The sequence below is a fragment of the Lysobacter soli genome, from assembly GCF_009755585.1.
Lineage (GTDB): Bacteria > Pseudomonadota > Gammaproteobacteria > Xanthomonadales > Xanthomonadaceae > Lysobacter_J > Lysobacter_J soli.
The window spans coordinates 3,849,533-3,862,448 of sequence record NZ_CP046603.1 but is presented as its reverse complement, the minus strand read 5'-3'; the positions used below and the strand labels follow the sequence as shown (position 1 = coordinate 3,862,448).

Below are 12,916 nucleotides of genomic sequence, written 5' to 3'. Positions count from 1 at the left end.
GGGCGTATCGGCTCGCCGCGGTTGCGTTTCGCCAGATTTCTCTGATTTCCAGTTCCGCCCCTGCGGGCCAGCATGCGTGCCGTCGCTGGGGAGTGGCGAAGTGGGCAGCAACCGAACAACTGCCCTCCGAACGGCGATACCTCCAAACAACAGGACATATGGACGCATGAGCAAGACCCTGATTTCCGCCGCACTCTTCGCGGCCGTCGGCATCACGTCGCTGTCGGCCGCCGCCGCGGACGGCAAGATCACCTTCACCGGAAAGATCTCGGACGTCACCTGCACCATCAAGGGCGGCGACAACACCGACGGCGGCACGTCGAACTTCACCGTCACGCTTCCGAGCGTCTCGACCACTGCGCTCGCGACGTCTGGCCAGAGCGCGGGCGACACGCCGTTCAGCGTGGTCGTCGGTGGCAGCGGCCAGACGGGCTGCACCAACGGCAAGATCGCGAAAATGTGGTTCGAGACCAGCACGCCGACCGTCGATGCCGCGCACGGCGGCCGCTTGAAGAACACCGCCACCGGCGGTGCATCCAACGTGCTCGTCGGCCTGCTGAACAAGGCCGGCGCGACGATCGACCTTTCCAACAACGCAGGCGGCGACGGCTCGGCCGAAACGATCGCCAGCAACACCGCCACGCTCAAGTACACCGCGCAGTACTACGCGATCGGCGCTGCGGGCGCCGGCGACGTCAACACCTACGTGAACTACTCGGTCGTCTACAACTGAGTCGCGCGTGACGCATCTGGGCGGGGTCCGCGCGACCCCGCCGCTTCGGGGAAACTCCAGGAACTGCTCATGAAACTGCTCGCACGAGTGGGCTGCGCGTTCGCGTGGATGGCCGCTGGCCTCACGCCAGCGCATGCCGACGTCCAGATCGCCGGCACCCGCGTGATCTATCCGGCCGGCGAATCGCAGGTCACGGTCCAGGTTGACAACAACGGGCGGAGTCCGCGCCTGCTCCAGGTCTGGACGGATGCGGGCGATGCGAATGAAACCGCCGCGAACAGCACGGCGCCATTCCTCGTGACGCCACCGATGTCGCGCCTGGAACCCGGAAAGGGTCAGGCGCTGCGCCTGATGTTCAACGGCGCGGATGTACCGGAGGATCGCGAGTCGGTCTATTGGCTCAACGTGCTGGAAATACCGCCGCGTCCGAAGGGACAGGACGGCGGTGACAACTTCCTGCAGTTTGCGGTGCGTACGCGCATCAAGATCTTCTACCGCCCGCAAGGCCTGCGCGGTGCGCCGCTGGATTCGATCGCGCAATTGCAGTGGCGGCTCGTGCGTTCGGGCGGCGCCCCGTCGCTGGAGTGCACCAATCCCACCGCCTACAACGTTTCCTTCGCCGAGGTCCGCGTCGAGCGCGGAACAAGGGAAGCGATGCCAAAAGGTGGCATGTGTCCGGCGCTGGGCAGCGCGATGTTCCCCGTGGACGGCGAGCCCGGGAAAGGCAGCGGAACCGTGCTGCTCACCGCCATCAACGACTACGGCGGCTTCGTCGAAAGCCGCGCGTCCTACGCGGACTGAGGCCGCTAAGGCCAGCGTTCGAATCGACCCTTCCACCCGCAACGGGCGCATGACGCGCGCACGGGGTGCCGCCGCGAGCGCACGCCGGCCGCGGGCTGTCAGCAACGCGAGATCGAAACATGCATTCATTTGATTCATGCCTCCTCGCGCCAGCCGCGCGAGGCTACAGGCGAAGGCGCATCGTGGTTGTCGGGCTGGCCGTGCTGGGGCAGGTGCCGTTCGCCGCAAGTGCATCACCGGGTCCCTCGCCATCGCCCGCGCCCGAACCCGCGCCGGATGCCGTCGAGTTCAGTCCGCTGTTCCTCGGCGAAAGCGCGACGTCGACCGACCTGACGCGATTCGAACACGCCAACGCGGTGGCGCCCGGTGAGTATCCGGTCGACGTCTACCTCAACGGCTATCGGCTCGCGCGCCGCACGATCGAACTGCGCGCTTTGGCGGATGGCGCTGTGCGGCCATGCCTGTCAGGCGAGGCGCTGGATGCGCTCGGTGTCGACACCGCCCGCCTCAAGTCCGAGGGCGTGGATGTCTCGCAGACGTGCATCGACGTCGAGCGGGCGATCGCAGACGCGCGTGCAAGCTTCGACATGAATCAGTTGCGCCTGGACCTGTCGATTCCGCAAGTCGCGCTCCGCCGCAGCGCGCGCGGCCAAGTCGACCCGGCGCTGTGGGAACGCGGCGTCGATGCGTTGACGCTGGGCTACAACGTCAGCGCCAACCAGCTCGACTACGACGGCGGAGGCCACACGACGGGCGCCTATGCCGGGCTCACGATGGGGTTGAACCTGGGTGGCTGGCGCCTGCGCAACCAGTCGTCATGGCGCCGGGAAAGCGGGGCAGGCGACGATTTCCAGAACATCCGCAGCTATGCGGAGCACGACGTCACCGCACTGCAATCGCAGTTCACCCTCGGCGATACGTTCACCTCGGGCGAGCTGTTCGATTCGACCGCCCTGCGCGGCATCAAGCTGGCCACCGACGATCGCATGCGGCCGGATTCGATGCGTGGCTACGCACCTGTCGTACGAGGCATCGCCGAGACCAATGCCCGGGTGGTGATTCGCCAGGCGGGCTTCGTGATCCTCGAAACCAACGTCGCACCCGGCGCATTCGAGATCGATGATCTGTACGCGACCGGCTACGGCGGCGACCTGGAGGTCACCGTGATCGAGGCCGACGGCCGCGAGCGGTCGTTCTCGGTGCCGTACGCCGCCGTGCCGCAGTTGCTGCGCCCTGGCGTGTGGCGCTATTCAGCCGCGGCTGGGCAGGTCCGCAATGGCGCGCTCCACGGCGCGGCACCGAACTTCATCGAGGGCACGTTCCAACGCGGACTGATCAACCTGCTCACGACGTACGCCGGCGTGCAGGCCACCGACGGCCACCTCTATCGCAGCCTGCTCGTCGGTGCCGCGTTCAACACGCCGGTGGGCGCCGTGTCGCTCGACGTGACCGGGGCGAAGACGAAGTTCGCCCTTCCCGACGAGGACGCCTCCGGCTACAGCGCGCGCCTGACCTACAGCAAGAGCATCCCGCAGACGAACACCGACTTCGCGCTCGCCGCGTACCGGTATTCCAGTCGTGGCTACCTGTCGCTGGACGATGCGGTCCGCCTTGACGACGAGGTGCGCAATGGCGAGCTGCGCGGCGGCGTGGGCGACGGTGCGGGAAACCAGCGAAGCCGCTTTCAATTGACGGTGAGCCAGAGCCTGGGCGAGCGCGGCGGATCGTTGTTCCTGAGCGGTTCGCGCAACGACTATTGGGGCGGCTCGCTGCCGGTGGATTCGAGCTCTCAGGTTGGCTGGAACCGGCAGTTCCGCAACGTGTCGCTTGGCGTGAATGCCAGCCGCACCCGACTGGCGGGCCGCGGGTACGACAACCAGGCCAACCTGAGCCTGTCGATGCCGCTCGGAAGTTCCGGCTTCCGCAGCACGCCGTCGCAGGTCACGCTCGCCGCGGGCCACGACCACGACGGCAACTCCGTCCAGGCGGGCGTGACCGGTAATGCAGGTGGTCGTCGGCAGTTCAACTACGGCGTGAGCGGCAACTTCAACGATCGCGACACCGATTCGGTCGGCATCAATGCCGGCTGGCACGCCGCGCTCTCCACATTGGGCATGTCGTACTCGCGCAATGCACAAAGCCGGCAGGCCTCGCTGTCTGCGAGCGGCGGCGTGGTGGTCCACGCAGGTGGCATCACGCTGGCGCCGCAGCTGGGCGACACCATCGGTGTGGTGGAAGCCCGAAATGCGGCAGGCGCGCGGCTGCAGAGCGATCCGGCGATCCGCGTCGACCGGCGTGGTTACGCGATCGCCTCGAGCCTGATCCCCTACCGCATCAACGACGTCACGCTCGATCCCAACGGCCTGTCGGCGGATGTCCAGCTCGATACGTCCCGGCTGCAGGCGATCCCGCGCGCGGGTGCGGTGGTGGCGCTGAAGTTCGAAACGACGATCGGACGGTCGATCCTGATCCGGGCGCGTACGGAAGACGGTCGCACGCTGCCGTTCGGCGCACAGGTCGTCGACGGCGCTGGCAAGGACGCCGGCATTGTCGGTCAGGGCGGTCAGGTCTTCGTGCGGCTCTCCGGGGAGGAAGGGCGCCTGCTTACTGTCAGCTGGGCGCGCGACAGCCAATGCACCCTCGATGTTTCACCACCCCCTGCCGCCCAGCACGAACCCGCGGGCCTGTCGGTCGTCGACGCGGTATGCCATCCGTCGATGCCCGCGCCCATCGCGCAACTGATGGGTTCGCGGGAGGAAACCAGATGAACCGAATCCACTGCGAAGACCAACGGCCGACGCAAGGCGAGGCCACGGGCCATGTTGCGGCGGCTCCATCGGCGGGATCCATCACGGGACGAAAGATGAAGACGTACAGGTATCTGCTGGGAAGCGTGTTGTGGGCGTGCGCCATCCTGTTGTTGCCCGGCACGGCGTCCGCGAGGTGCACCGGCACGGTGTCGACCACGCCGTTTTCCCCGGCCGTGGTGTCGATCAACAAGAACACTCCCATCGGACAGGTGGTCGCCTCCGCGACGGTCACGCTGACCGTGGTCTGCACCGCCAAGGATGCGGGGGCATCCAGCGGCTGGAAGATGAACTACACCCCACAGGCGCCGCTTGTCGCCACATCGCTGGACCAGAAGACGTTTGCGACCGGCATGGGCGGACTCGGCTTCCGGATGTACACGAATGTGGGCGGGCTGATCGCACCGACGTGGTACGGCACCAACGGCGGCGACAACTTCTATCCGGGAGGTTGGGGCCCCGGCGGACTGGCGCCGTTGAACTCCACCAACACCTACACCTTCAAGCTTGACCTGGTGCGCACCGACACCTCGCTGAAGGCCGGCACTTTCAGCGATTCGCTCGTGCGTTTCGGTTATCAGTTCGCCGGCAACGACTGTCCCGAAGGCAAGGAGTGCACGCGGCAGTTCGGCAATCAGACCACCACGCCGGTGACTTTCCAGTTCATCGACCCGACCTGCGCAATCACGACCGGCACCGCCAACCAGACCGTGGCGCTGGACGAGGCGCGTGCGACGGAGCTTCCTTCGATCGGGTCCACTGCGCGCCCCACGGACTTCAAGGTTTCGTTCGAAAACTGCGCCATCGCCACCGCGGTCCGGATGCGCATGGACGGGGCGCCGGCCACACCCACCGTCCTGGCCAACACGGGCAGCGCCGCGGGCGTGGGTGTGCAGCTGCTCTTCCATGGCAATCCGCTGGAGCTCAACACCACGTTCGAAGCGGGCAGCTCGGGGAGCGGTTCGACCTTGGACGTCCCGTTCCAGGCCCGCTACTTCCGCACCGGGGGCTTGACCGGCGGGACGGTTTCCAGCGCGGTCACCATCACCGCCTCCTACTACTGACCCAGACGTATCGGGGCACCCGCCGCCGGCCGACTGGCCACGCGAGGACGCCTTTCGCGACCTCCCGAGCCCGCGCCGGGCCGGAATCGGGCTGCCTGGAGCGCTGCCTGGGGCAACACTCCCGCCAGACTGTGCCGATCGTTGGCCAACGCTTTGCCGCTTGTGGCCGATTCACGAATTGTTTACAACTCTGGGGTGCCGCCCGGGCAGGGGAGGCGGCCGTTGCTGCTGTTCATTCATTCGAGGGAGAGAGTAATGAGAGCCATGCGCCGTCAATCGCTCACGCGAGCGATCCAGCTGTCCTTGTTGTTGACCCTGCCGGGCCTCGCGGCCGCGCAGGACGCCACGCCGGCCCCGCAGGGTTCGGCCACCACGCTCGACACCGTCACGGTGACGGGTTCGCGCATCAAGCAGACCAACGCCGTCACGGCCCAGCCCGTGTTCGTGCTCGACAAGGCCAAGATTGACCAGACCGGCCTGCAGACCGTGGGCGATCTGCTCCAGCAGATGACCTCCAGCGGCAAGGCGCTGAACGCCAAGTTCAACTCCTCCGGCAACTTCGGCTATCCGCCGGATGGCGGCGGCATCGGCGCGGGTTCGGCGCAGGTCGACCTGCGCAACCTCGGCTCGCAGCGCACGCTCGTGCTGGTCGATGGCGTCCGCTGGGTCAATGAATCCTCCGCCTCGGGCGTGAGCGGCAGCGCCGACCTCAACACCATCCCGCTGGCCATCGTCGAACGCGTCGAAGTGCTGGAAGACGGCGCCTCGGCGATCTACGGCTCCGACGCCATCGCGGGCGTGATCAACATCATCACCCGCCGCAATTTCGACGGCGCCGAAGTGCACGCCTACTACGGCGAGTACGAGGACGGCGGCGACACCACCGAAGCCAGCCTGACGCTCGGCGGCAGCGGCGATCGCTGGTCGGCGGTGTTCACCGCCAGCTACTTCGAGCAGCAGGAAATCAGCTCCGGTTCGTGGGAACAGTCGCGTTATCCGACGCCGGGCACCGGCGTGCGCGGCGGCAGCTCGGGCATCCCGCAGGGTCGCTTCTTCTTCTGCGATCCGACGCGCCCGACCACCGGCGTGGGCGGCTGCGATGACGACACCGAGAATTGGTACGACATCACCCTCAACAACGGCACCACCACGCCGGTGTTCGATCCGAACAACCCGAACGGTGGTACGTACAACTCGTTCGACGGCAGCGACCGCTTCAACTTTGCGCCGTACAACCTGCTGCTGACGCCGCAGAAGCGCAAGGCGATCTTCGCCAGCGTCTATTACGACGTCACCGAGAACACCCGCCTGCACGTCAAGGGCCTGTACAACAACCGCACCTCGACCAACCAGGCGGCGCCGGAACCGATCTTCGTCGGCCCGGGCGCGGGTACGGGCGGCATCGCCGACACCATCAGCATCCACGCCGACAACCCGTACAACCCGTTCGGCTACACGCTCGATGCGAACTCGAACTTCCTCGTCGCGACGCGTCGTCCGGTCGAAGTCGGTCCGCGCATCTTCAACCAGGACGTCGACACGCTGTACTTCAACGTCGGCCTGGATGGCACCTTCACGCTGGGCACGAGCAGCTTCGGATGGGATTTCAACTACGCGCACGCCGACAACAAGGCGACGCAGGAATTCCTCAACGGCTACAACGTCGCCAAGATGAAGCTGGCGCTGGGTGATCCGGCGGTGTGTGCACAGGTCGCGGGTTGCGTGCCGCTCGACATCTTCGGCGGCCAGGGCCGTCCGATGACGCAGGCGATGATCGACTACATCCGCACGCGCCAGATCGACTCCTCCGAACAGGTGCTCGACCTGTACTCGGCGAACGTCACCGGCGACATGTTCAACATCGGCGATCGCACCGCCGGCTTCGCGACGGGCGTTGAACACCGCCGTTACCGCGGCGATTTCAATCCCGATCCGCTGCGCCAGAGCGGCGAGTCGCAGGACTCCTTCGCCGCGCCGGTGTCGGCCTCGTACGACGTGGACGAGGTGTACGCCGAATTCCAGTTCCCGGTGCTGTCGACCCTGGACCTGCAGGCGGCGATCCGCTACTCCGACTACTCCACCTTCGGCAGCACGACGACCGGCAAGGCCGGCTTCCGCTGGCAGCCGATCGAGGACATCGTGGTCCGCGGTACCTACTCGCAGGGCTTCCGCGCGCCGAACCTGGGCGAGCTGTACGGCCTGACGCAGTTCGGCGCCACGCTGGTCGACCCCTGCGGTTCGACCGGCAGCCCGGGCCCGGCGGATCCGTCCTTCGCGGCGGGCTGCGCGGCGCAGGGCGCGCCGCCGAACTTCGAGCAGGCCAACACGCAGATCACCACCTTCACCGGTGGTAATCCGGACCTGCAGCCGGAAGAGTCCGACAGCTACACCTTCGGCGTGGTGTACGCGCCGAGCTGGGCGAGCGGGCTGGACTGGTCGCAGCGCCTGGACTTCGAGGTGAGCTACTACCACCACAAGATCGACGACGCGATCCAGGCCCGCGACATCCAGGCGCTGCTGGAAACCTGCCTGCGCGAAGGCGGCGTCGGCTCGGTCAACTGCACGCCGTTCACCCGCGGCGCCGGTGGCAACCTCAATCCGCCGGAGAACTTCCTCGACAACCTGGGCCGCATCGAAACCGACGGCGTCGACTTCAAGGTCAACTGGTCGTCCACCGACTTCAGCTGGGGCCGCCTGAGCGCGTCGCTGCAGTCCACCTACGTCAACGACTACGAGGCCGTCGACGTCGACGGCAACAAGTCGCAGCGCGAGGTGGGCATCGAGGTGAACGACAGCGCGATCCCCGAGTGGCAGACCAACCTGCAGACCAACTGGACGATGGGCCAGTTCAATGTCGGCTGGACGGTGCGCTACATCTCGTCGGTCGACGAGCTGTGCTCGAACGTGCCGGTGTCCGAGGCCCCGGGCTGCATGGGCGGCGTGGAAACCAACAAGCTCGGCTCCACGACCTATCACGACCTCCAGTTCAACTGGGACAACGCGATGGTCGACAAGCTCAAGCTCACCGTCGGCGTGAACAACGTCTTCGGCAAGGAGCCGCCGGTGTGCCTGACCTGCTCGCTCAACGGCTACGACGCCGGTACGTACGACCTGCCGGGCGCGTTCTGGTACGTCAGCGCGGACTACCGCTTCTGATCGCCTGATCGTTCCGCAGTTCGAAAAACGAAACGGCCGATGGTTCTCCATCGGCCGTTTCTGTTTGTGGTGTCGTGGCAACCGTTTGTGCCGACGAGCGCTACAGCCGTACCAGGGTCTGTCGCTGGTCTTGAATCGAAGCGCGAGCCTTCAGCGCAACGCGGCGTCCGGCACGTGCAGGTCGAGCGACAGCGCCAGATGGTCCGACGCCGCCGCCGGGCGCGCCCGTGCGTTCGACGTCTTGAGCCCATCGCCGACCAGGATGTGGTCGATCGCCCGCTGCGGTCGCCAGCTCGGGAACGTGTGGACTTCGCCGTCCGGTGGCTGCAGGCGCGTGTTGCGGAACAGCGCGCGCATCTCGGGCACGTCGATGGAGCAGTTGAAGTCGCCCATCAGCACGGCGTTGGGATGGTCGTGCAGGAGTTCGGCGATGAAACCCAGCTGCGCGGCTCGCGAGTTCGCGCCGAGCGAGAGGTGCGCGACCGCGATCAGCAGGCCCTTGTCGCCCTCGCCATAGCGCGCGAGCAGCACGCCGCGCCCGGCGATGCGGCCGGGCAGGGCGTGGTCGATGACTTCCTTCGGTTCCAGCCGGCTCAGCAGGCCGTTCGCGCTGGAGGCGACGCCGCCGACGCGACGGTTCGGCTGGTGGCTCCAGTAATCGAAGCCGGCGCGCTGGGCGAGGTAATGCGTCTGGTTGGTGAAACCCGACCGCAGGCTGCCCGGATCGCTCTCGTTGAGGCCGACGATGTCGTGCTCGCCGGCCAGCTGCGCGATCGCGTCCAGGCTGCCGCGCTTGTTGCCCGCGGGCAGCACGTGGGACCAGCTGCGCGCGACGTAATCGTGGTAGCCGCGCGTGCTGGACCCCGCCTGGATGTTCGCGCTGAGCAGGCGGAGCCGGCGGGTATCCATTCGATCGTGCGGAGGCTTACTGGGCGCCGCCGGCGTTGGTCGCACCGCCCTTCGCGGCACGCTCCTGCGCGATCAGGTGATCGGCGATGCGCAGCGTGTCCTCGAAGCCCTTGCCGGTGACCTTGTACTTGCCGTTGATCACCATCGTCGGGGTCGAATCCACGCCGCTGCGGGCGATGAACTGGCCGGCGCGCTTCATCTTTCCTTCGATCGCGAAGCTCGACATCGTGCTGGCGAACTGCTTTCCGTCGACGCCGTACTTGGCGTAGAACGCGCCGATCTGCTCGTTGGTCGGCAGCGGCTGGACCGGCAGGACCTTGTCGACGTGGATCGCGTTGAAGACCGCCTCATGCGTTTTGTCGAGCACGCCCATGGTCTGCGCGGTGTAGAACGCGCGGGCATACGGCTCCCAGTAGCCGCCGAACGGAGCGGCCAGGGCGACGAACTTCACGTCGGCCGGCTGCTTGGCCTTCCAGGCTTCGACCAGCGGTTCGAAGTGCGCGCAATGCGGGCAGGTGTAGCCGAACACCTCGACCACCTCGATCTTGCCGCCGGTGGGCTCGGAGGGCTGGCCGCCGGCGATTTCAACGTAATCGGTGCCGGCGACGGGGGCCGGACCCTGCGGCGGGGCGGCTTCGGCGGCGGGCGCCGGCGCCGGAGCGGCGGCGGTCTCGGCCGGCGTGGCGGGCGCAGCCGGGGCTGGCGCGGTTTCAGCCGGGGCGGCGGGTGCCGTCGGGGCCGCCGGAGCGGCGGTCTCGGCCGGGGCCGGAGCCTGCTTGGAGCAGGCGGACAGGACCAGTAGTCCGGTCAGGACTACGGCGAGACGGGGCAGACGCGAATTCATGCAGACGATCTCCGCAAAGGTCGGGAAGCGGGGGGCCGCGCGGCGTCGGGCCGGGCGGCGGGGCACAGCCAAGAATACCGGCCGCGCACGGCCGGCGACACTCGACTCAGCGCGTTTTGCCGTCGCGTTCACGCGCGACGAGCTGGTCGGCGATGCGCAGCACGTCGGTGAAGTCGTGGCCGATCACGCGATAGCGGCCGTTGATCACCAGCGTCGGCGTGCCTTCCACGCCGCTGCGCTTGATGAACTGTTCGGCCTTGGCGACGCGGGCGGCGACGTCCGCGCCGTCGTAGGTCGCCAGGAACTTCGCCTGGTCGACGCCGTAACGTGCATAGAAGGGCGCGATCTCGCCCGGCGTGGCGTTGCGCAGCGGCAGCGAGCCGTCCGTGTGCAGCGCCAGGAACATCGCGTCGTGGCTCTTTTCGGCCACGCCCAGGACCTGCGCGGCGTAATAGGCCTGCGCGTAGGGCTGCCACGAGCCGCCGAACGGCGCCGCCATCGGGATGAAGTTCACGACCTTCGCGTTCTTCTTCGCCCAGGCCGACACCGTGGGCTGGAAGTGCGCGCAGTGCGGGCAGGTGTAGCCGAACACCTCGACGACCTCGACCTTCCCCTTCACCGGCGCGAGCGGCGTGCCGCCTTCGATCACCTCGTAATCCGTGCCCTCCACCAGCGCCGGCTGCGGCGTGGCCGCGGCGGCGGCGAAGGGAAGCAGCGCGACGAATACCAGGAGCGACGGGAACAGCGAACGGAGCAGCGGGCGGCGGGTCATCGGCGTTCTCGAAAGGGTGGGCCGGAAACTAAAGCGCCGGCCGTGGGAGCACGGCCGGCGCAGCAGGGATATGGAAGGTTCCGCCTCGGACCGCGGTCACCGGCGGAAGTTCACCGATCAGGAGCCGGTGGTCGGCTCGGCCGGCGTCGTCGGTGCGGCCGGTGCCGGGGCGGGCGCCGGGGCGGCCGGGGCAGCGGCCGGAGCCGGCGCGGCCGGAGCGTTGGCGACGGCGACGTCGTCGCGGCTCGGGTGCAGGCCCTGCAGGTAGCTCGACAGCGAACCGATTTCCTCGTCGGTCAGCTGCTTGGCGACGGCGACCATGATGTTGAACAGGTGCGCGTCGCGCTGGACGGTCGTGCCGGCGCGGTATTCCTCCAGGCGGCGCTGCGTGTACGGCGCCTGCTGACCGGCGATGTGCGGGTAGGCCGGGCCGGGGTTGCCGGCGCCGTCCGGACCGTGGCACGCCATGCACGCCGGGATGCCGCGCGCCGCGTCGCCCGAGCGGAAAAGCTGCTGGCCGATCTCGAAGTACTTCTTGCCGGTATTCGGGCCGGTGGCGACGGCCGTGTCGTCGGCGACGCCGGCGCCGGCCTTCTGCGTGGCGAAGTAGGCGCCGATGTCGCGCGCGTCCTGGGCCGACAGCGCGTCGGCGAACGGCTTCATCACCGCCGCCATGCCGGTGTTGCGCTCGCCGGTCTTGAACAGGTGGATCTGGTTGGCGATGTAGCGCTCGCTCTGGCCGGCCAGGCGCGGGTACTGCGGATCGGTCGGATTGCCATCCAGGCCGTGGCACGCGGCGCAGGTGCCCGCCTTCGTCGCGCCGGCCTTCGCATCGCCCCACACGGTCTTTTCCGGCGCGGTATTCAGCGGCGCCTGCTGGACGGGCGCGTTGTTCGGGACCGGGGTGACGGTGGTCTGGGCATAGGCAACGGCAGCGGCCGCGAGTGCGACGACGCCGACAATGCCGAGGATGCGGGCTTGGCTCATGTAGCTGGGCTCCGGAACACAGATGAGGCGACCGCCGGGCGGACGCCGGAACCGCGGAATTATCGTCGGGCGTTCAGGGGCGGTCAACGCGCGATGCGTGCCGAAAGCGGCCGCAGTCGTCGGTTTGGCGCGATCGCAGCACGGATTCGCCGTGCCTGCGCACATCCGCGGCGGGGTTTCGCGCGCGCCGTGCGATCCTAATGCGATGGCCAATCCCTTCGTCCGCGCCCGCTATCTGCTGTCGGCGCACAACCACAAGCAGCTTCCGCCCGACGGCGCCTTCGAGGTCGCGTTCGCCGGCCGCTCCAACGCCGGCAAGTCGAGCGCGCTCAATGCGCTGTGCCAGCAGAACGCGCTGGCCCGTGTCTCGAAAACGCCCGGCCGCACCCAGCAGCTGGTGTTCTTCGACATGACGCCGCCGGAAGTGGAGCCGCCGCGATACCTCGTCGATTTGCCCGGCTACGGCTACGCGAAGGTCCCGCAGGACCTGCAGGCGCATTGGCAGGCCTTCATCGATCAGTATTTCCGCACGCGCGAAGCGCTCAAGGGCCTGGTGGTGGTAATGGACATCCGCCATCCCCTCAAGGACTACGACCGCCAGATGCTCGGCTACGCGGTCGAACGTGGCCTGCCGGCGCACGCGCTGCTGACCAAGGCCGACAAGCTCGGTCGCGGGCAGCAGTCGCAGGCGCTGCATACGGTGAAGCGCGAGCTGTTCAGCGCGTTCGGCGATACGGTCAGCGTGCAGGCGTTCTCGGGCGAGTCCAAGCAGGGCGTGGACGAGGCGCGGGCGGTAGTGGCGGGGTGGCTGGGGCTGTCGGTCTAGCGATCTGGCGCGAGCGC

At 67.8% G+C, this 12,916-nt stretch carries 10 protein-coding genes; 6 read left to right on the top strand and 4 right to left on the bottom strand.

What is annotated here, in order from left to right; genetic code table 11:
- The first annotated feature begins 166 nt into the window (after positions 1-166).
- The 5 genes from GOY17_RS17575 to GOY17_RS17555 all read left to right on the top strand — a co-directional run bounded on the left by GOY17_RS17575 (position 167) and on the right by GOY17_RS17555 (position 8,561).
- Positions 167-733, top strand: a complete 567-nt coding sequence (locus GOY17_RS17575; protein WP_157031340.1) for a fimbrial protein — start codon at positions 167-169, stop codon at positions 731-733.
- 69 nt (positions 734-802) lie between these two features.
- A complete protein-coding gene (locus GOY17_RS17570) occupies positions 803-1,534 on the top strand; it encodes a fimbrial biogenesis chaperone (RefSeq protein ID WP_157031339.1) in 732 nt (243 codons plus the stop codon).
- 65 nt (positions 1,535-1,599) lie between these two features.
- The gene (locus GOY17_RS17565; protein ID WP_198173738.1) at positions 1,600-4,302 is read left to right on the top strand and encodes a fimbria/pilus outer membrane usher protein; all 2,703 of its coding nucleotides are present in this window, start codon (positions 1,600-1,602) and stop codon (positions 4,300-4,302) included.
- Positions 4,299-5,405: a fimbrial protein gene (locus tag GOY17_RS17560; protein WP_157031337.1), complete on the top strand. Its 1,107-nt coding sequence runs from the start codon at positions 4,299-4,301 to the stop codon at positions 5,403-5,405. The genes GOY17_RS17565 and GOY17_RS17560 overlap by 4 nt, the downstream gene beginning before the upstream one ends.
- A gap of 255 nt (positions 5,406-5,660) precedes the next feature.
- Complete coding sequence (locus GOY17_RS17555; protein WP_198173737.1) at positions 5,661-8,561, top strand: TonB-dependent receptor; 2,901 nt, start codon at positions 5,661-5,663, stop codon at positions 8,559-8,561.
- A 150-nt stretch (positions 8,562-8,711) separates the two neighbouring features.
- On the opposite strand, the gene GOY17_RS17550 is transcribed toward GOY17_RS17555, so the two are convergent.
- The 4 genes from GOY17_RS17550 to GOY17_RS17535 form a co-directional block, all read right to left on the bottom strand.
- The gene (locus tag GOY17_RS17550; protein WP_115842020.1) at positions 8,712-9,470 is read right to left on the bottom strand and encodes an endonuclease/exonuclease/phosphatase family protein; all 759 of its coding nucleotides are present in this window, start codon (positions 9,468-9,470) and stop codon (positions 8,712-8,714) included.
- Positions 9,471-9,486: 16 nt separating this feature from the next.
- Positions 9,487-10,314, bottom strand: coding sequence for a thiol:disulfide interchange protein DsbA/DsbL (locus tag GOY17_RS17545; RefSeq protein ID WP_157031336.1), 828 nt, complete (start codon positions 10,312-10,314; stop codon positions 9,487-9,489).
- Between the two features lie 106 nt (positions 10,315-10,420).
- The gene (locus GOY17_RS17540; RefSeq protein ID WP_157031335.1) at positions 10,421-11,086 is read right to left on the bottom strand and encodes a thiol:disulfide interchange protein DsbA/DsbL; all 666 of its coding nucleotides are present in this window, start codon (positions 11,084-11,086) and stop codon (positions 10,421-10,423) included.
- 117 nt (positions 11,087-11,203) lie between these two features.
- The gene (locus GOY17_RS17535) at positions 11,204-12,073 is read right to left on the bottom strand and encodes a c-type cytochrome (protein ID WP_157031334.1); all 870 of its coding nucleotides are present in this window, start codon (positions 12,071-12,073) and stop codon (positions 11,204-11,206) included.
- 205 nt (positions 12,074-12,278) lie between these two features.
- Between GOY17_RS17535 and yihA the strand changes: the two genes are divergently transcribed.
- The gene (yihA, locus tag GOY17_RS17530) at positions 12,279-12,899 is read left to right on the top strand and encodes a ribosome biogenesis GTP-binding protein YihA/YsxC (RefSeq protein ID WP_115842091.1); all 621 of its coding nucleotides are present in this window, start codon (positions 12,279-12,281) and stop codon (positions 12,897-12,899) included.
- Positions 12,900-12,916 lie beyond the last annotated feature (17 nt).

What these genes read in the sequence shown, in the direction of transcription:
- GOY17_RS17555 (WP_198173737.1), top strand. Translation starts at nt 5,661, where the DNA reads ATGAGAGCCATGCGCCGTCAATCGCTCACGCGAGCGATCCAGCTGTCC.
- GOY17_RS17545 (WP_157031336.1), bottom strand. Translation starts at nt 10,314, where the DNA reads ATGAATTCGCGTCTGCCCCGTCTCGCCGTAGTCCTGACCGGACTACTG.
- GOY17_RS17540 (WP_157031335.1), bottom strand. Translation starts at nt 11,086, where the DNA reads ATGACCCGCCGCCCGCTGCTCCGTTCGCTGTTCCCGTCGCTCCTGGTA.
- GOY17_RS17570 (WP_157031339.1), top strand. Translation starts at nt 803, where the DNA reads ATGAAACTGCTCGCACGAGTGGGCTGCGCGTTCGCGTGGATGGCCGCT.
- yihA (WP_115842091.1), top strand. Translation starts at nt 12,279, where the DNA reads ATGGCCAATCCCTTCGTCCGCGCCCGCTATCTGCTGTCGGCGCACAAC.
- GOY17_RS17560 (WP_157031337.1), top strand. Translation starts at nt 4,299, where the DNA reads ATGAACCGAATCCACTGCGAAGACCAACGGCCGACGCAAGGCGAGGCC.
- GOY17_RS17535 (WP_157031334.1), bottom strand. Translation starts at nt 12,073, where the DNA reads ATGAGCCAAGCCCGCATCCTCGGCATTGTCGGCGTCGTCGCACTCGCG.
- GOY17_RS17575 (WP_157031340.1), top strand. Translation starts at nt 167, where the DNA reads ATGAGCAAGACCCTGATTTCCGCCGCACTCTTCGCGGCCGTCGGCATC.
- GOY17_RS17550 (WP_115842020.1), bottom strand. Translation starts at nt 9,470, where the DNA reads ATGGATACCCGCCGGCTCCGCCTGCTCAGCGCGAACATCCAGGCGGGG.